The following is a 16,839-nucleotide window of genomic DNA, read 5'->3' on the forward strand; positions in this document are numbered from 1 at the left end:
TGCCCCACGGTGACCGGCGCAAACCACACAGTCCGGCGGCGGACGTGACACGGCCCCGTTCCACCGGGTGGCGGAGCGGGGCCGTCGAAGCCAGAGCGGCTCGCCCGTCGAAACGGGCGAGCCTGGCCACTAGCTGAACTGGAGCGTGTTCATCGCCTGCTCCGTCGACTCGGCGAGCGCCGCGGCCGCCGTGTCGGGAACGTCGATGAGGAACCCGGCGAGTTTGCCGTCGCCGATGTCGATGAGACCGAGGGTCACGGTCGTGCCGGTCTCGTTGTTGGTGCTGTCCTCCCACGCGACGTGGTACTGGATGAAGCCGGCGTTCCGACCGTCGACGCGCAACTGGGTGTACACCGGTTCGACGTCACGGCCGTAGCCGGAGATGTTCTCGTCGCGGCCGGTCTCCTCCAGCAGCTTCACCGTTTGTGCCTCGGACAGTTCGGCGAACTTGAAGACGGCTTGGCGGATCGCTCCGGTCTCGTAGTCCAAGGCCTTCGCGTCCATCGTCCCGACGGCGAACAGCGACATCCACCCGGTCTCGGTGAGCGTGTACTGACCGACGTAGCTCGTGAAGCCCGCGATCTCGCTGAGGTCCTTGTACTCGCCGAGATCCGCCCACGGGTCGGCCATCGTCAGGTAACCGAGGCCGGAACCCTCCTCGATGAGCAGAACCGCCGCGTTCTCCGGTTCCTTCGACGCCGGAGGATCGGCGACCGGGGTGTCGTTGTTACCGACTCCGAAGTAGAAGATCGCGCCCACCGCCAGCGCGGCCACGATGACGACGACGCCGACGACGTACACCCACGACGGCAGGCCGCGGCGCTTCTTCGGCGTGAACTGCGGGACGGACGGGTGCGACCACGGCTGAGCCGATGCCGGAGCGGCGCTCGCCGGGGCCGCCGAAACGGGCGCGAACGGCGACGCGGGCACTCCCGGCGGAGTCGACTGGTACTGGTGGCCGAAGCCCCCGCCTGAGGCCGGGCTCGCCGACACGGGCGTGCTGTACGGCTGGCTGGACGCGGGACTCGCCGACACGGGGGGAACGAACTGTTGGCCGGAGGACGGGCTCGCCGACACGGGCGCCGTTTGCGGCTGAACGGGCGGGTTGGTTCCGGGGCCGTACTGCGGCCCGTACTGGGCGCCGCCGTGCTGCCCGATGACCTGGGTGTGCTCACCATTGGGATTGATCATCTGGGTGTGCTCACCGCCGCCGATGACCTGGGTGTGCTCGGCCTGCTGCCATTCGTGCTGCTGGTGTTGCTGCGGCTGCTGGTGTTGCTGCGCGTGCTGGTGCTGCTGGTGTTGCTGCGGGTCCGCGACGTATGCCTGTGTCTGGTCGGTCGGGGGTTCCTCGTGATACTGCTGACCGCTGTACGGGTGCTGTTGGCCATGCTGTTGCTCGTGCCCGTACTGCTGCTGCGCGGGCGGGTGCTGCCCGTACTGGCCTTGGTCGTACTGCTGCTGGCCGTACTGTCCCTGATCGTACTGCTGCTGGTGCTGTTCCTGCCCGTACTGCGGTTGTTGGGGCAGGGCCGGCTGCTCGCCGTACTGCTGCTGTGGAGCGTACTGCTGCGGGGGTTGCCCGAAGGGATCGACCGGTTCTGCCTGGTGTCCGGGCGCGCCCTGCGCGAACGGATCGACCGGCTGCTGCGGCTGCTGCTGGTTGTCGGACCAGCCGTTTTCGGGCTGCTGCGGCGGATAGGTCATCGGTCAACTCTCATGGGGTGTCAACAGTGGTCGCAAAACTGCCCCATCTTCTCAATACAGATGAGAGGAATGCGCGAGGGCACCGACGCCGAGACGTCGAACGGGTGCCGGACGGTCGACGGGAGCGGCGCACAGTGTCGCGGGACAGCCTTCAAGGTACCCGCACCGGATAGGGACGTCTACGCACGAAACGATAACGACCGACCCTCTAATCCCCAATGGATGATCATTCGGCGGGGCTGACCGAGCCGGTCCCGCCCCGCCGAACCGTCGATGAGATCACACGAACTGAAGCTGTTCCAAGGCTTGCGTGACCGCTTCGGTCTGGTCCGCGCCGAAGTCGGGAATGCTCGCCAGGAACCCGGCCAGGCGACCATCGCCGAGGTCGACGACCCCGATGATGAGCGTCTCGCCCTTGTCCCCGATCGCGTCGTCGGTCCAGGTGAGGCGGTAATCGATCCGCAGGCCCTGATGATCGCCGATCGTCACTTCCGTCAAGGTCGGTTCGCCCTCGCGCTTCAGCCCTTCGAGCGGGCCGCCGTCCTGGGTCCCGTAGTTGTTGTCGTCGGTCAGCTCGGCGAGCTTCTCCAACACCGGCTGCATGGAGTCCGGCCCCTCGTAGCCGAGGTCCGCCGCATCCAGCTCCCCGACGATGCACACCGCGGCCCACGCCTCCTCCGTCAGGAACTGCTGGCCCGCCGCCGAGAGGAATCCGTGCGATCCCGCGTTGGGGCTGACCGACCAGGGGGCGGGAAGCTGCGGGTAGCTCAAACCGGTCGCGACGTCCGTGATCAACGGCGTGCCCGACTCGGGTTCCTGCTCCGTCTGCTCCGTCGTCGGACTCGCCGACTCATCGGCGAGCGGGGCGGAGGGCTTGTCGTTCGTCAGCCACAGCACGAGGCCGAGGGCGAGAACGAGGAGCAGGACGACGCCACCGATGCCGAACATCCACAGCACCGGGGAGGACTGCTTGGGGGCTTCGGGCGTGCTCGGCACCGACGCACCGGGCGGGTACACCGCGAACGGTTGCCCCGACACCGGGGGAGACGCCTGCCAGGCCAGGGCGGGATCGACCGGCTGCGGCATGACCGTGGGCGTGCCGGGTGGCGCCGACGGCGGGCCGGAGACCTCGGACGGTTGCTGTTGCGGCATCGGCGAAGGCAGAGCCTGCGACGGAGACGGTGCGGCGGTCGGGTCGGGAGGCGGTTGCGGGCTCCAACCCTCGGGGGCGGAAGGCGACGGCGGATTGGTCATGGCTTCACTTTCACTGCGGGTGGGGTGAAGAGCAGAATACGGCCAAACATCGACACATGTCATACGAGCGGGCCCCGCGACCGGGCGGATGTCGTCCACTTTGCCGATCCGACAGGCGTTCCCGACACGGGGAATCCGGACGCCGCTTGCCGTCTCGGCCATCGCCTCGAACGCGAAAGCCGTGGTGGCGGCACCCGTCATCGGCGGGGGCTGAGCCATCCGGTACGCTTGCCCGGTTGTCTACTGACCAGGTGTGACAACTCAAGATCATTCGTTTCAGGAGTGCGAGCACTATGTCCCGCAAATGCGACCTCTGCGGCAAGGGCCCAGGTTTCGGCCACAACGTTCCGTGGTCCAAGAAGAAGACCAACCGTCGGTGGAACCCGAACCTGCAGAACGTGCGCGCGGCCACCGGTTCCGGTGACAACCTCAAGAAGGTCAAGGTGTGCACGTCCTGCTTGAAGGCCGGAAAGGTCTCCCGCGTCTGACGCGCTGAACGTGATGCCGCCGGGTTTGAACACCCGGCGGCTTTTTGCGTGCCCCGAGTGACGTCCCGACGACCGCTCGGCTCTCACCGAGCGGTCGAGCTCTCACGACCGGAAATGATCCCATCCCGTCGCACCTTCGTAGTCCTCACCATCCACTGTGACATCGATCCCGTCGCCGACGCGCCCGATGAGCCGCCAACCGGCACCCGGCGGCGATCCCGGAGGGAAGGTCGCGACGAGCGCGTGATCGTCTCCGCCGGTCAGCACCCACGCGAGCGGGTCGACTCCGAGTGCGTGCGCCGTGTCGCGCAGTTGGTCCGTCACCTCCACCGCCGAGGAATCGACGTCGATCGACACCTTGGACGCCGCGGCGACATGGCCGAGGTCAGCGAGTAGACCATCGGAGACGTCGATCATCGCCGTCGCGCCCGCCCGCGCGGCATGGAAGCCCGCCCCATAGTCGACCTCGGGGCGTCTGTGCGCGGCCACGAGCGCGCCGGGCGAGCGGAATCCCCTCGACAGGATCGTCTGTCCGGCGGCCGCCCACCCGAGACGACCGTTGACGGCCAGCAGATCCCCTGGGCGTGCCCCCGAGCGCGTGACAGGCGGGCGTCCGCCGAGATCTCCCAGCGCCGTGATGGCGATCGTGAGGGACGGGGCCGACACCGTGTCGCCGCCGACGACACCCGCGCCCGCGACGGCCGCCTCGGCGGCTATGCCGTCGGCCAGCTCCTCGACCCACGAGACCGGCAGGTCCGGGGGGACGCACAGGCCGAGCAGCAGTGCCGTCGGTCGGGCACCCATCGCGGCGACGTCGGCGAGGTTGGCGGCGGCCGCTCGGTGTCCGACGTCCTCCGCTGACGACCAGTCGCGACGGAAGTGTCGGCCGTCGACGAGCACGTCCGTGCACGCGACGACACGACCGTCCGGCACGGCGACGACGGCCGCGTCATCGCCCGGCCCAAGCAGACTGTGTGGACCGGCGGGCATGCGGTCGACGATCGCGTCGATGAGGCCGAACTCCCCCGTGGCGGCGAGTTCGTTTCGCTGGGTTTCCACGCCGCACAGTCTCCCGCACGCGTCGGCGGGTGCGGCGGAGGCATCGCCGACATGTACGGCGCGCAGCCAAATCACCGCTCGCGGTTCCACCGCAGCCCGGTCATTGATTAGATAAGAGCACTCTCAGATAGCCGTAACCGAAGGAGTTCCACCAATGGTTCAGGCGTTCATCCTGATTCAAACCGAGGTCGGAAAGGCCCGCGACGTGGCCAACGCGATCCTGGAGATCGAGGGGGTCGTCAACGTCGACGCGGTCACCGGGCCGTACGACGTTGTGGTCCTGACCGCCGCAGACACGGTCGATGAGCTCGGCAAGATGGTGGTCAGTAAAGTGCAGCAGGTCGATGGCATCACCAGGACCTTGACGTGCTCGGTGGTGCGCCTGTAACGGTTCAAAGGAGCAGCAGGGTGGCCGAGAAGTCCACGGACGCGACCCGGAAGGACCCCGACGCCACCGTCGACGCCGATCGACGCAAGGCCGCCCGGATCGCGACGGCGGTCGCCGTTCCGGTGACGCTGCTGGCGGCGCTCGGCGCGTTCTGGATCATCGGCGGCATGGCGCCGGCCGAGGAGACGGCTCCACAGCCATCGTCGACCGAGCCCGTCACCCTGGAGATCCCCGATCTGTCCGAAAAGGATTCGGTGATCTGCCGCGCGCTGATCGCGACGCTCCCGGCGGACCTCAACGATCTCGACCAGCGCATCGTCTCCGGCGAGGCCGGAACGGCCGAGGTCTCGGCGGCCTACGGCGATCCGGCGGTGTCGGTGCTGTGCGGGGTCGATCCGGTGGAGATCGAAACCGACGCGACGGTGTTCCCGATGCCGCCGACATGTTGGTACGCCGAGGAAGGCGAGACGGAGACGGTGTGGACGACCGTGGATCGTTCGCTGGCGGTCGAAGTTCGCGTTCCGGCCGAGTACGAGGAGTCGGGCCAGTTGATCCAGGCCCTCACCAAGGCCGTCGGGAAGAAGATCCCCGTCGGCGACTCGTCCCCGGCCGGTTGTCTCGGTTAACGCCCGCCCCCGGGCATCCTCCTTCACCTCAGGCACCTCCTGAACGTGCCTCGCCTCGCCGCGCCATGACGCGGATCTCCTTCCCGCGCTGATCCTCATGGGCTTCACCCTGCCCCGAATAGGGAAAACGCCGGTTTCGCTCGCCCATATCGTTCCCTGAGGTTGCCATTCGTAAGTTAGCGATATATCGTTACCTATCGAGATAGTCAATCGACAGTCAAGGAGCACCCATGACATTCGCATTTCCCAGCCCGTGGCCGCCCGAAGGGATGCCCCGCTTCCCTGGTTTCGGTCCGGCGGAGACCCCGGACGGACGCCCGCGACGACGTCGCCGTGATCGCGGCACTCACCACGAACACCACGCACACCAGCCGCACCGCACTCACCACGAACACGAAGGGGCTCACCGAATGCATCACGAGGACGACAGGCACGACCGACGGAATCGCCGCGGTCGAGGCGACAGACGTCAGCACGGCCCACACGGTGGACCGTTCCCGCCGATAGTGCCGCCCACACCCTGGGGCCCGCCGCCGCCGTGGGGTCCGCCGCCGATGCCACCACCGCCGGGCGGACCGGGCATGGGCTTCGGCCGCCCCCGTAAGGCTCGACGGGGCGACGTCCGCGCCGCGATCCTGGCCCTCCTGGCGGAAGGACCCCGCAACGGCTACCAGTTGATCCAGGAGATCGCCGAGCGCAGCCAAGGCGCGTGGCGGCCGAGCCCGGGCGCGGTCTACCCCGCGTTGCAGCAACTGACGGAGGACGGGCTGATCAAGCAGGTCGGCGAGGGCCGCCGAACGGTGTTCGAGTTGACCGACGCCGGAACCGCCTACGTCGCCGAGAATCCGTCCGAGGTGGACAATCCGTGGGAGGCGATGATCCCGCAGATCGACGAGGAGGTCCGGGACCTGTACGACCTGGCATCCCAGTCGTACGCGGCGATCGGCCAGCTCGTCGCGTCGGGAAGCGAGGCTCAACTGGCTCGCGCGAAGCGCATCCTGGAGGACAGCCGACGGGGTCTGTACCGGATCCTCGCCGATGGCGACATCGAGGACACGACGAACGGATAGTCCGAGTCGGACAAAGACGGGCGCCGGTCACTCCAATTGACCGGCGCCCGTCGTCATGTCCGGGTCAGCGAAGCCCGGTGCCTCGCTTGAGGGCGAGCCGCACGAGCCGTTCGACGAGCTCCGCGTACCTGATGCCCGACTCCGCCCACGCCAGCGGCACGCCCGACTTTGGAGTCAGGCCCGGCATCGTGTTGATCTCGTTGACGAAGATCTCGCCGTCGTCGGTGAGGAAGAAGTCGACGCGGGCCAGATCGGAGCAGTCCAGCAACGTGAACACCTCGGCCGCCATCGACCGGATGCGGTCGGCGACGTCACCGGGCAGCGCGGGGTCGAAGTCGTAGACCTCCTCGCTGCTGAGGTACTTCGTCTCGAAGTCGAACCAACCCTCCGCGCCGGAGCCGAGCACCTCGAAGACGCCCGTCGTGTCCGGAGCGCCGCCGTCCTCTCGTTCCAGCACACCGCATTCGAGCTCGCGGACGCCGACGACCGCGGCCTCCACGAGCACCTTCGGGTCGACCGCGCGTGCGGTGGCGAGCGCGTCCGGAAGTTGATCCCAGTCGGTGACCTTGGTGATGCCGAGGCTCGACCCCGCCCGGGAGGGCTTGACGAAGACGGGCAGCCCGAGCCGGTCACGATCGGCCTCCGACAGGTCGCCCTGCCCGCGCACGATCGTGTAAGGCGCGACGGGCAGACCGGACGCGATGAGGAGCCGCTTGGTGAACTCCTTGTCCATGCACACCGCCGAAGCCAGCACACCCGAACCGACGTAGGGAACGTCCGCCATCTCCAGGAGGCCCTGGATCGTGCCGTCCTCGCCGTAGGTGCCGTGCAGCACCGGGAACACGACGTCGACATCGATCATCTGGCTGGTGGCGGTGCCCGCGTCGACGAGCGAGACACGCGCGGCCGTCGGGTCCGCCGACAGCGCGACCTGGGCTCCCCCGTCGGCGGCTATCTGCGGCAACGCGTCGCCGCCTTCGATCCCGAGGCGCGCCAGGTCCGTGTCGACGGCGATCCACCGTCCCTTGTCGGTGATGCCGAGCGGAACGACGTCGAACCGGTCCGGATCGAGCGCGGCTATGACGGCCGAACCGCTCGCGCATGACACGGCGTGTTCGACGCTGCGGCCGCCCAACACGACCGCGACCTTGATCTTCTTCATCGGCGCACCTCTCCTATTCGGGCTTCGTCTGCCGCGCCATGAGCGACACGATCGCTTCGGACACCGACAGTCCTTCGTGGCACACGCGCTCGACCTGTTCCGCGATCGGCATCTCAACGCCGTTGCGCCCAGCCAAGTCGCGAATGGACAAACAGCTCTTGACGCCTTCGGCGGTCTGCTTGGTGATGGCCTGCGCCTCGGCGAGGGTCTTGCCCCGTCCGACTTGCACGCCAAAGGTGTGGTTGCGCGACAGCGGGGAGGTGCAGGTGGCGACGAGGTCGCCCAGCCCCGCGAGACCCGAGAAGGTCATCGGGTCGGCGCCGAGACGGACACCCAGACGGGCGGTCTCGGCCAGACCGCGCGTGATGAGAGTCGCCTTGGTGTTGTCGCCGAGGCCGAGACCGGTCGCCATTCCGTAGGCGAGGGCGATGACGTTCTTGACGGCTCCACCCAGCTCGCAGCCGATGACGTCGGTGTTCGTGTAGGGGCGGAAGTAACCGGTGGTCGTGGCGTTCTGAACGACCCGGGCACGCTGTTCGTCCACACAGGCCACGACGGAGGCGGTGGGTTGTTCCTGAGCGATCTCAGGTGCCAGGTTGGGACCGGTCACGATCACGACCCTGTCAAGTTCGACCTTGCCGACTTCACAGATGACCTCGCTCATGCGCTTGGTCGTGCCGAGTTCGATGCCCTTCATCAAACTGACCAGTGTGGAGTTATCGGGGAGGTGCGGCGCCCATGCCGTGAGGTTGTCGCGCAGCGTCTGGCTGGGAACCGCCAACACCACCATGTCCGCCTCGGCGAGCGCGGCGACATCGTCAGCGGTCGCGCGAATGGCATCGGGTAGACGAATGTCGCCGAGGTATTCGGGGTTGGTGTGCGCGTCATTGATGGACGCGGCCACGTCGGCCCGCCGTGCCCACATGGTGACGGTGTTGCCCGCATCGGCGACGACCTTGGCGAAGGTGGTCCCCCACGAGCCCGCTCCCATTACTGCCACGTGTGCCAACTTATTCGTCCTTTCCAGGGGTTTGGGCGGCTTTCGGGTCGAACAACGGTGGCGGTTCCTCGCCACGGATCTCGGCAAGTTGGTCCCGCAGCCGCAGCATGACGACGTCCGTCATCGACTGCAGGACGTCCGCCGCCGCGGAGGCGCCTTCCCACCGTGACAGATCGATCGGCGGCCCCGCCACGATCGTCACGGGTCTGCGCGGCGCGAAGTTCTTCTTCTTCGTGATCGGGTTGACGACGTTCTGCGGACCCCACACGGTGATCGGGATGACGGGGGCACCCGTCTCCAGCGCCAGGCGGGCGACACCGGTGCGGCCGCGCATCGGCCAGTGTTGGGGCTGTCGGGTGTTGGTTCCCTCGGGATAGATGATGACGGCTTGGCCGTCCTTGACGATGTCGATCGCCGCGTGCAGCGACTTCACCGCGTCGGCTCCACCGCGGAACACGGGGATCTGGCCCGTCGCGGCGATGATCTTGCCCGCCACGGGAATCCGGAACACGCCGTCCTTGGCCATGAATCTGGGGTTGCGGCCCGAGTTGTACACGTAGTGCGCGACGGGCATCGGATCCGCGTGCGAGATGTGGTTGACGGCGAAGATCAGACCTCCGCGCAGCGGGATGTTCTCCATCCCACGCCAGTCACGTCGAAACATGTACATATTCGTGGGCTTGACAATGACGGCGGCGACGCGCAGCCAGAACGGCCGCCTGTCTCCACCGGGCTTGCGCCCCCAATACCAAGCGTCGTCCTTGCCGCCACCGCGCGTCACATCTACCTCCATAGCGTTCGCATGCACCCTACTGGCATCGGATCCGGGTTCTCCCCGATGGCGGGCGGTTGCGAATGATGTCATGATGGAGTCACCACTAACGTCATATCGCCCTCGGGAGTTGTCATGAACGCGAAACTGCTGGCCTGGATCGCCCTGCCGATCCTGGGGCTCATCGTCGCGGGGATCATCGTCGCCAACGTCATCAGCTGGCTGCTGGGCTGGGTGTTCTACCTGGCGCTCGGCGTCGCGGTGGTCGGGCTCGGCCTGTGGGGATACAGCAAGGTCCGCGGCAAGCTGTCGAGCGGATCGCAGCGCCGTATGCTGCCGTAGCCCCGCCCGACACGGGCACCGTTCAGCCACAAGGAGCGCCCCGGAGTGCCGACGTCAACGCCCACGTGGCGGCTGATCATTCCGGTCAAGCGCCTCGATCACGCCAAGACCCGACTCACGCCGTTCGCCGCGCCGGCCCGTGCCCGACTGGCCCTGGCGTTCGCGCGTGACGTCATCGACGCGGGCCGGAACTGCTCCGAGGTCCGATCCGTCAGCGTCGTCACCGGGGACCGTCGTGTGGCGACGGCCCTCCCTCCCGACGTCGTGGTCATCGACGAGGGGCCCATCGCGGGGCTCAACACCGCCATCACCACCGCGATAGCCACAATGGATGATTCGCGCATCGCGGTCGTCACCGCCGATCTCCCGGCCGTCACCTCGGACGAACTCGCGACGGCCCTGCGTGCGACGGCTCGACACGAGCGCGCGTACGTTCCCGACCTGGACGGGGTCGGCACCGTCATGCTCACGGCCCGACGGGCCGCCGAACTCAGCCCCCGTTTCGGTCCGGACTCGGCGCGAACCCATCTCGACAATGGACACACGCGGGTCGGCGGGAACTGGCCACGACTGCGCCGTGACGTCGACACGGCCGACCAGCTCACCCAGGCGGCCCGACTCGGCGTGGGAGCGCACACGGCCGTCGTCCTACGCGAACTGGACGGGACCTGATCGCTCGCCCGGTACTCGAGCGCCCCTCGCGCGACGGACAACCTCTAGACTTCCTGCCATGCAAGGAACCGTGGCCACGTTCGAGTCCGCTACCGGCGCGGGCAGCCTGTTCCTCGATGACGGCACCCGACTGAGTTTCGACGGCGCCGCTTTCGCCACGAGCGGCCTCCGGCTGCTGCGGTTGGGACAACGCGTCAGCGTGGAGATCGACGGCGACATCGTGACGGCTCTTCGGATTCCGACGATGCCCGCCACGTCACCACCGTCATGACCAGGGCCGCTCGTCGGACGATCCCATACGGCCGTTCGGACACGCATGATCAGTCGCCAATAGGACAGTGTTTCGCCGCGAACGTGGATACTGTGTCGGAGTGAACGACAAGCCGAAACGGGTGGTGGCCGCCGGTGGCGTCCTGTGGCGCCACGGCGATGACGACACCATCGAAGTCGCCGGAATCTACCGCCCAGCCTGCGACAACTGGTCGCTCCCCAAGGGAAAGCTCAGCGCGAACGAGCATCCCCTGTCGGGATCGTGCCGCGAAGTCGAAGAAGAGACCGGTCTCGACCCGATCCCCCAGACCTTCCTCACCACAGCCACGTACGAACTCGACCATCCCGACGGCGCCGTGACCAAAGTGGTCGATTACTGGTCGATGCGCGCCCGTGATCCGCGCGCGCGGTTCGTCGCGAGTGCCGAGGTGACCGAACTGCGCTGGTTCGGTCTCGACGAGGCCTTCGAGACCCTGACCCGACCACGTGATCAACAGGCGCTGTCGGTGTTCCGCAATCTCGCCGAGGTGACGGCGACCGTCGTCCTGCTGCGACACGCGAACGCCGAACCGGGCGCAGACGACCGCAACCGGCAGCTCGACGCCACCGGCAAGGCACGTGCCGCCGAGCTCGTACCGCTGCTGGCGTTGTACGACCTGCGAACCGTCGTCGCCGCGACCATCCCCCGGTGCGTCGCGACCGTGACGCCGTTGGCGGCGGCGCTCGGAGAGAAGGTGGACACCGACGCCGCCTTCGACCTGGATGTCCACATTGATGACCCGGAGGCCGCGATGACGCGGTTGCGGGACTTCGCCGACGACGGCGGCGCGATCGTGTGCAGCCAACTTCCGGTCATCGCCGACACGCTCGCGCTCCTGACGGACACCGACGACCTGTCCGTCGCCGACGTTCACACCGAACCCGGTGACGCGTGGGTGTTGTCCTTCAACGGCCGTCGACTCGTCGCCGTCGAACGACTCCGATGACAACCGCGGCGGTCCCGTACTCGACCGAGACGGGGCCGTCCATTCCATCGACGGCCTACCCGCGCCCGTGCACCGGTTCCGGGCCGAAGGTTGCTTCCGTCCGAGACCCGCGATACCGATAGGGTCGGCTGCTGCACGCACCCCCGTGGAAGGCCATACATGAGATCGGTACTGATCGGCGCGATCGCCGCGTTCATCATCTCCATTGTCGCGACACCGCTGGCGATCAAGCTGCTGACCCGCGCGCATCAGCCGGTCCGCAACGAGCTCGGTCTCGCCAGCAACGTCGGGAAACAACGCACCCCGACGATGGGCGGGATCGTCTTCATCAGCGCGACCGTCCTCGCCTACGGGATCGGCCACGTCGCGCTACTGCCACTGGAGGGACGACCACACCTCCCGACCGTCACCGGCATCGTCCTCTTGGGATTGTTCGTCGGCGGCGGCATCATTGGGCTGCTCGACGACGTCCTCAAGGTCGTCAAGCGCCACGCCGGCGGTCTGGCGGGCCGGTACAAGATCCTCGGACAGATCATCGTCGGCGCCGGAATGGGAGCGATGGCGCTGTACCTGCCGAGCCCCGAAGGCTTCACCGTCGGCAGCGAGTACATCTCGTTCGTGCGCGACATCCCGTGGCTCGAGGTCGGCAAGATCGGAGCGATCGCGATCTTCGTGCTCATGGTCGTCGCGACGTCCAACAGCGTGAACCTGACCGATGGGCTCGACGGCCTCGCGACCGGTTCGTCGGCGCTCGTCCTCATCGCGTACGTCGTCATCGCGTTCTGGCAGTATCGACACTGGTGCGCCGAACATCCCAAACTGGACGCCTGTTACTCCGTCCGAGACCCGTTGGAGGTCGCGCTGGTGGCGGGAGCCGCCGCGGGAGCGCTCATCGGTTTCCTGTGGTGGAACACGTCTCCGGCCCGGATCATCATGGGCGACGTCGGTTCGCTCGCGCTGGGAAGCCTTCTGGCGGGCGTCGCGATGGCGACGCACACGATGATCCTGCTGCCGATCATCTGCGGCCTGTTCGTCCTGGTCTCGTTGTCCCTGATCATTCAGGTGATCTCGTTCAAGCTGACCGGCAAGCGCGTGTTCAGGATGTCGCCGCTGCACCACCATTTCGAACTGGCGGGGTGGAGCGAGGTCACCATTGTGGTTCGATTCTGGATGCTCGCCTGTGTGTCGGCCGCGCTCGCGATCGGATTGTTCTTCGCCGACTTCCTCCAACGGTCCGGCTGGTAGGCGTCCGACAACGCAAATATCAAGATATCTGGCATAATCAATAAGGGCGATCGGTCACCGGTCGCCCTAAATTACGCAGTCGGTCGATAAGCAACCAATGGCTCTCATTCGACCAAACCAAAACGTGAATGGCCCAAGCGTGGGCCATTCACATTTCTATTCTAGATAGATACCAAGTCGCCACGAGACGATCGGTTAAGAGTGGCGCACATCGCATTGGGCAAACAGAATTCACGTGCAAATAGCGAAGCGCAGTGGTTCTGGCGAACCAACTGCGCTTTGCGGTCTTGCCTGGCCGATATCGCGTGGCTGTCGAAGTGGTGGACAACCGTTATGGTCTAACGACCCCGTGTCGTTTTCTTGGCGGTCTTCTTGGCGGTGGCCTTCTTCGTCGCGCCCACCCGCTTCGTCACGGTCTTCGTGGACGGCTTCGCCGCCGAGCGAACCGTCTTCTTGACCGTGGCCTTGCGGGTCGTCGTCTTCTTCGCCGGAGCGGACTTCTTGGCCGCCGTCTTCTTAGCCGTCGTCTTCTTCGTCGCCGCTGTGGAGCGCTTCGGCATCTTCTTCTCGCCGGTCACCAGCTCCTTGAACCCCTGGCCGGGACGGAACGCCGGGACGACGGTCTTCTTCACACGCACGGCTTCACCCGTACGCGGGTTCCGCGCCATCCGGGCCGCGCGCTGACGCTTTTCGAAGACACCGAATCCTGCGAAGGAGACTTTCTCTCCTTTGGAGACCGCGCGCTGGATTTCCTCCAACATCGCGTCGAGCGCTTTCAGAGCGGTCTTCCTGTCACCCAGGTGCTCGACTAGCGCATCGATGAACTCGGCCTTATTCACGAGATTTTCCCTCCCGACAACATATCTAATGGTTCAGCTGAACCGTAAACCGCACGTTATGCCGATTTGAACGCGGGCGCAACCATATCAGAGAGAAAAAATCGTTGTGTCGCACCTTTTTTGATCGCCCAGGCGTGAAGAATCGCTGGCACGGCAACGATATGGGATGTTCAGACGACCGGGAGTGTGCTCGGGAGCCATTGCGGACGCTCCGATTCGAATGCCGTGATGTGAAACTCATCCCGCAGTGTCAGGTCGATGTCATCCAGTCCCTCAATGAGCCGGTAACGGTTGTGGTCATCGATCGGAAACGCCCAATCCCGCTCCGCGACACGAATGCGGCGCTCGACGAGATCCACTACGACCTCTGTCGACGGGTCGGCCTCCACCGTGTCCCACAGCTGGTCGATGGCCTGGTCAGGCAGCTCGACCGGCAACAGACCCGCCTTGAACGCGTTGCCTCGGAAGATATCCCCGAATCGCGGCGAGACGACGACGCGGAACCCGTAGTCGCGCAGCGCCCACACCGCATGCTCCCGTGAGGAGCCCGTGCCGAACTCGGTTCCCGCAATGAGGACGGTGGCCCCGTCGTACCGCGATTGGTTCAGCACGAACGCGGGATCGTTCCGCCAGGCGGCGAACAGACCGTCCGCGAAGCCGGTCTTCGTGACCCTTTTGAGGTAAACCGCCGGAATGATCTGGTCGGTATCCACGTTGGATCGACGCAGCGGTACCGCGCGCCCGGTGTGGACGGTGAAGCTCTCCATGTCCGTTTCTCCTCGGATTCGGTGGGATCAGTGAATGTCGCCCGGTGCCGCGAGTCGGCCGGTGACGGCGCTCGCCGCGGCGACGAGCGGGGACACGAGGTGCGTACGGCCGCCCGCGCCCTGCCGCCCCTCGAAGTTGCGATTGGACGTTGACGCCGAACGAGCTCCGGCGGCGAGCTGGTCCGGGTTCATGCCGAGACACATCGAGCAGCCCGCGAAACGCCACTCCGCTCCCGCCTCGGTGAAGATCTCGTGCAGCCCTTCGCGTTCGGCCTCGGCACGGACCCGTGCCGAGCCGGGCACCACCAGCATGCGAACGCCCTCGGCCACCGAACGACCCTTGAGGACGGAAGCGGCGGAGCGCAGATCCTCGATGCGGCCGTTCGTGCACGAACCGAGGAACACGACGTCGATCCCGATGTCGCGCATGGGGGTCCCCGGGGTCAGGTCCATGTACTCCAGCGCCCGTTGGGCGGCCGCGCGCTCCGTCGGGTCGGCGTAGTCGCCGGGGTCGGGCACGGCGGCGTCCAGCGGAACACCCTGCCCCGGGTTGGTTCCCCAGGTGACGAACGGCCGGATGGACGCGCCGTCGATCACGATCTCCTGGTCGAAGACGGCGCCCTCGTCCGTCGGCAGCGCGCGCCACGCCTCGACGGCGGCGTCCCAATCGGCGCCGACGGGAGCGTGCGACCGTCCCTTCAGGTAGGAGAAGGTCACGTCGTCGGGGGCGATCATGCCCGCCTTGGCTCCCCATTCGATGGACATGTTGCACACGGTCATGCGGGCTTCCATCGACAACGCCTCGATCGCCTCCCCCCGGTACTCGACGACGTGTCCGCGCCCGCCACCGGTTCCGGCCCTCGCGATGATCGCGAGGATCAAGTCCTTGGCGGTGACGTCGTCGGCGAGCCGCCCCGTGACGGTGACGGCCATCGTCTTCGGTCGCGCCTGCGGCAAGGTCTGCGTGGCCAGCACGTGCTCGACCTCGCTCGTCCCGATGCCGAAGGCCAAGGCCCCGAACGCGCCGTGGGTGCTGGTGTGCGAATCACCGCAGACGACCGTCATCCCGGGCTGGGTGAGACCGAGTTGCGGACCGACGACATGGACGACGCCCTGTTCGGCATCTCCCAAGGGATGCAGCCGAACACCGAAGTCGGCGCAGTTCTTGCGCAACGCCTCGATCTGGGTCCGCGACACCGGATCGACGATCGTGAAGAGATTGTCGGTCGGCGTGTTGTGGTCCTCGGTGGCGATCGTCAGGTCCGGGCGGCGAACCGGGCGCCCCGTCTCCCGAAGGCCGTCGAAGGCTTGCGGGCTCGTCACCTCGTGCAGCAGGTGAAGATCGATGTACAGCAGATCGGGTTGGCCGTCGACACGGCGCACGGTATGGGCGTCCCAGACCTTCTCGGCCATCGTTCGCGTGTGTGACATGAACCGCTTCCCCTTCGTGGACGTCCCGCATTTTGGGAGGTACATTTCAATTCATGGGAAACAGTATCAGTGGTGTCGGCGTTCTCGACAAGGCCGTGTTGATCCTCACGGCCTGCATGGAGGGCTCCAGCCTCGCCGAACTCGTCGAGAAGACCGGATTGCCGCGCGCCACGGCACACCGACTCGCGCAAGCCCTCGAAGCGCATCGGATGCTCGTGCGCGACCACGAGAACCGGTGGCGCCCCGGTCCGCGTCTCTCCGAACTCGCCGACGCGACCCCCGACGTCCTGTTGACCGCAGCCGAACCCGTCCTGAAACTGTTGCGCGACCAGACCGGCGAGAGCGCGCAGCTCTACCGGCGCCGCGCCGACGAACGCATCTGCGTAGCCGCCGCCGAACGCTCCAGCGGTTTGCGGGACACCGTGCCGGTCGGCTCGGTCCTGCCCATGTCGGCCGGGTCAGGCGCGCAGGTCCTCCTCGCGTGGGAACCCCCCGAGGCGGTCCTGCCCCTGTTGCCCCGCTGCCGATTCACCGCGCAGGCCCTGACCGAGGTCCGTCGCCGGGGCTACGCCCAGAGCATCGCCGAACGGGAGGCGGGCGTCGCCTCGGTGTCCGCACCGGTGCGCGATCGCACCGGCCGCGTCGTCGCGGCGATCTCGGTGTCCGGTCCGATCGAACGGCTCGGGCGCCGACCGGGCGAACGACTCGCGATGGCCGTGATCCGTGCCGGGCAACGACTGTCGGGACGCTGACCGGGGGCG

Annotated in this window: 18 protein-coding genes and 1 pseudogene; 10 read left to right on the forward strand and 9 right to left on the reverse strand. The window is 66.9% G+C overall.

The window, feature by feature from the left end; all coding sequences use genetic code 11:
* Positions 1–129: 129 nt before the first annotated feature.
* Together ACM9NP_RS08680 and ACM9NP_RS08685 are read right to left on the reverse strand one after the other, a co-directional pair.
* Positions 130–1,707, reverse strand: coding sequence for a hypothetical protein (locus ACM9NP_RS08680; protein ID WP_415646101.1), 1,578 nt, complete (start codon positions 1,705–1,707; stop codon positions 130–132).
* A gap of 279 nt (positions 1,708–1,986) precedes the next feature.
* Positions 1,987–2,961, reverse strand: coding sequence for a hypothetical protein (locus tag ACM9NP_RS08685; protein ID WP_415646102.1), 975 nt, complete (start codon positions 2,959–2,961; stop codon positions 1,987–1,989).
* Between the two features lie 293 nt (positions 2,962–3,254).
* On the opposite strand from ACM9NP_RS08685, the gene rpmB reads away from it, so the two are divergent.
* Positions 3,255–3,449, forward strand: coding sequence for a 50S ribosomal protein L28 (gene rpmB, locus ACM9NP_RS08690; RefSeq protein ID WP_415646103.1), 195 nt, complete (start codon positions 3,255–3,257; stop codon positions 3,447–3,449).
* 102 nt (positions 3,450–3,551) lie between these two features.
* On the opposite strand, the gene ACM9NP_RS08695 is transcribed toward rpmB, so the two are convergent.
* A complete protein-coding gene (locus ACM9NP_RS08695) occupies positions 3,552–4,508 on the reverse strand; it encodes a thiamine-phosphate kinase (RefSeq protein WP_415646104.1) in 957 nt (318 codons plus the stop codon).
* A gap of 154 nt (positions 4,509–4,662) precedes the next feature.
* Here ACM9NP_RS08695 and ACM9NP_RS08700 point away from each other — a divergent pair, with 154 nt between their 5' ends.
* From ACM9NP_RS08700 to ACM9NP_RS08710, 3 genes are all read left to right on the forward strand, one after another.
* Positions 4,663–4,896 carry an Lrp/AsnC ligand binding domain-containing protein gene (locus ACM9NP_RS08700; RefSeq protein ID WP_415646105.1) on the forward strand — a complete coding sequence of 78 codons (234 nt, stop codon included), beginning with the start codon at positions 4,663–4,665 and terminating at the stop codon, positions 4,894–4,896.
* Positions 4,897–4,916: 20 nt separating this feature from the next.
* Entirely contained in the window at positions 4,917–5,522 is a 606-nt protein-coding gene (locus tag ACM9NP_RS08705) for a DUF3515 family protein (protein WP_415646106.1), read from the forward strand.
* 554 nt (positions 5,523–6,076) lie between these two features.
* Positions 6,077–6,592 carry a PadR family transcriptional regulator gene (locus tag ACM9NP_RS08710; RefSeq protein ID WP_415646107.1) on the forward strand — a complete coding sequence of 172 codons (516 nt, stop codon included), beginning with the start codon at positions 6,077–6,079 and terminating at the stop codon, positions 6,590–6,592.
* A 64-nt stretch (positions 6,593–6,656) separates the two neighbouring features.
* Here the strand turns inward: ACM9NP_RS08710 and ACM9NP_RS08715 are convergent, their stop codons facing one another.
* Genes ACM9NP_RS08715 through ACM9NP_RS08725 form a run of 3 tightly spaced genes read right to left on the reverse strand, consistent with a single transcriptional unit; the run spans position 6,657 to position 9,424 of the window.
* Positions 6,657–7,754, reverse strand: a complete 1,098-nt coding sequence (locus ACM9NP_RS08715; protein WP_415646108.1) for a D-alanine--D-alanine ligase family protein — start codon at positions 7,752–7,754, stop codon at positions 6,657–6,659.
* 13 nt (positions 7,755–7,767) lie between these two features.
* Positions 7,768–8,745 (reverse strand): NAD(P)H-dependent glycerol-3-phosphate dehydrogenase, encoded by a 978-nt coding sequence (locus ACM9NP_RS08720; RefSeq protein ID WP_415646179.1) that lies wholly within the window; start codon positions 8,743–8,745, stop codon positions 7,768–7,770.
* Between the two features lie 19 nt (positions 8,746–8,764).
* Positions 8,765–9,424: a lysophospholipid acyltransferase family protein gene (locus tag ACM9NP_RS08725; protein WP_415646180.1), complete on the reverse strand. Its 660-nt coding sequence runs from the start codon at positions 9,422–9,424 to the stop codon at positions 8,765–8,767.
* Between the two features lie 237 nt (positions 9,425–9,661).
* On the opposite strand from ACM9NP_RS08725, the gene ACM9NP_RS08730 reads away from it, so the two are divergent.
* The 5 genes from ACM9NP_RS08730 to mraY all read left to right on the forward strand — a co-directional run bounded on the left by ACM9NP_RS08730 (position 9,662) and on the right by mraY (position 13,041).
* The gene (locus tag ACM9NP_RS08730) at positions 9,662–9,868 is read left to right on the forward strand and encodes a hypothetical protein (protein WP_415646109.1); all 207 of its coding nucleotides are present in this window, start codon (positions 9,662–9,664) and stop codon (positions 9,866–9,868) included.
* A 45-nt stretch (positions 9,869–9,913) separates the two neighbouring features.
* A complete protein-coding gene (gene cofC / locus ACM9NP_RS08735) occupies positions 9,914–10,540 on the forward strand; it encodes a 2-phospho-L-lactate guanylyltransferase (RefSeq protein ID WP_415646110.1) in 627 nt (208 codons plus the stop codon).
* Positions 10,541–10,598: 58 nt separating this feature from the next.
* Complete coding sequence (locus ACM9NP_RS08740; protein ID WP_415646111.1) at positions 10,599–10,811, forward strand: S1 domain-containing protein; 213 nt, start codon at positions 10,599–10,601, stop codon at positions 10,809–10,811.
* A gap of 100 nt (positions 10,812–10,911) precedes the next feature.
* Entirely contained in the window at positions 10,912–11,796 is an 885-nt protein-coding gene (locus tag ACM9NP_RS08745; protein WP_415646112.1) for an NUDIX hydrolase, read from the forward strand.
* 159 nt (positions 11,797–11,955) lie between these two features.
* Entirely contained in the window at positions 11,956–13,041 is a 1,086-nt protein-coding gene (mraY, locus tag ACM9NP_RS08750; RefSeq protein ID WP_415646113.1) for a phospho-N-acetylmuramoyl-pentapeptide-transferase, read from the forward strand.
* Positions 13,042–13,382: 341 nt separating this feature from the next.
* On the opposite strand, the pseudogene ACM9NP_RS08755 reads toward mraY, so the two are convergent.
* From ACM9NP_RS08755 to leuC, 3 genes and pseudogenes are all read right to left on the reverse strand, one after another.
* Positions 13,383–13,880: pseudogene (locus tag ACM9NP_RS08755) on the reverse strand (HU family DNA-binding protein); the annotation flags it as partial.
* Between the two features lie 170 nt (positions 13,881–14,050).
* The gene (gene leuD, locus ACM9NP_RS08760) at positions 14,051–14,647 is read right to left on the reverse strand and encodes a 3-isopropylmalate dehydratase small subunit (protein WP_415646114.1); all 597 of its coding nucleotides are present in this window, start codon (positions 14,645–14,647) and stop codon (positions 14,051–14,053) included.
* A gap of 27 nt (positions 14,648–14,674) precedes the next feature.
* Positions 14,675–16,078, reverse strand: a complete 1,404-nt coding sequence (leuC, locus tag ACM9NP_RS08765; protein ID WP_415646115.1) for a 3-isopropylmalate dehydratase large subunit — start codon at positions 16,076–16,078, stop codon at positions 14,675–14,677.
* Positions 16,079–16,143: 65 nt separating this feature from the next.
* On the opposite strand from leuC, the gene ACM9NP_RS08770 reads away from it, so the two are divergent.
* On the forward strand, positions 16,144–16,830 hold the full coding sequence (locus tag ACM9NP_RS08770; protein ID WP_415646181.1) for an IclR family transcriptional regulator: 687 nt from the start codon (positions 16,144–16,146) through the stop codon (positions 16,828–16,830).
* Positions 16,831–16,839: the final 9 nt, after the last annotated feature.

The organism is Stackebrandtia soli, from assembly GCF_965137155.1.
In the GTDB taxonomy this organism is placed as follows: domain Bacteria; phylum Actinomycetota; class Actinomycetes; order Mycobacteriales; family Micromonosporaceae; genus Stackebrandtia; species Stackebrandtia soli.

Coding starts and splice junctions, on each gene's coding strand:
- ACM9NP_RS08680 (WP_415646101.1), bottom strand. CDS start 1,707: ATGACCTATCCGCCGCAGCAGCCCGAAAACGGCTGGTCCGACAACCAG.
- ACM9NP_RS08685 (WP_415646102.1), bottom strand. CDS start 2,961: ATGACCAATCCGCCGTCGCCTTCCGCCCCCGAGGGTTGGAGCCCGCAA.
- rpmB (WP_415646103.1), top strand. CDS start 3,255: ATGTCCCGCAAATGCGACCTCTGCGGCAAGGGCCCAGGTTTCGGCCAC.
- ACM9NP_RS08700 (WP_415646105.1), top strand. CDS start 4,663: ATGGTTCAGGCGTTCATCCTGATTCAAACCGAGGTCGGAAAGGCCCGC.
- ACM9NP_RS08710 (WP_415646107.1), top strand. CDS start 6,077: ATGCCACCACCGCCGGGCGGACCGGGCATGGGCTTCGGCCGCCCCCGT.
- ACM9NP_RS08715 (WP_415646108.1), bottom strand. CDS start 7,754: ATGAAGAAGATCAAGGTCGCGGTCGTGTTGGGCGGCCGCAGCGTCGAA.
- ACM9NP_RS08720 (WP_415646179.1), bottom strand. CDS start 8,745: ATGGGAGCGGGCTCGTGGGGGACCACCTTCGCCAAGGTCGTCGCCGAT.
- ACM9NP_RS08725 (WP_415646180.1), bottom strand. CDS start 9,424: ATGTACATGTTTCGACGTGACTGGCGTGGGATGGAGAACATCCCGCTG.
- ACM9NP_RS08730 (WP_415646109.1), top strand. CDS start 9,662: ATGAACGCGAAACTGCTGGCCTGGATCGCCCTGCCGATCCTGGGGCTC.
- ACM9NP_RS08740 (WP_415646111.1), top strand. CDS start 10,599: ATGCAAGGAACCGTGGCCACGTTCGAGTCCGCTACCGGCGCGGGCAGC.
- mraY (WP_415646113.1), top strand. CDS start 11,956: ATGAGATCGGTACTGATCGGCGCGATCGCCGCGTTCATCATCTCCATT.
- leuD (WP_415646114.1), bottom strand. CDS start 14,647: ATGGAGAGCTTCACCGTCCACACCGGGCGCGCGGTACCGCTGCGTCGA.
- leuC (WP_415646115.1), bottom strand. CDS start 16,078: ATGTCACACACGCGAACGATGGCCGAGAAGGTCTGGGACGCCCATACC.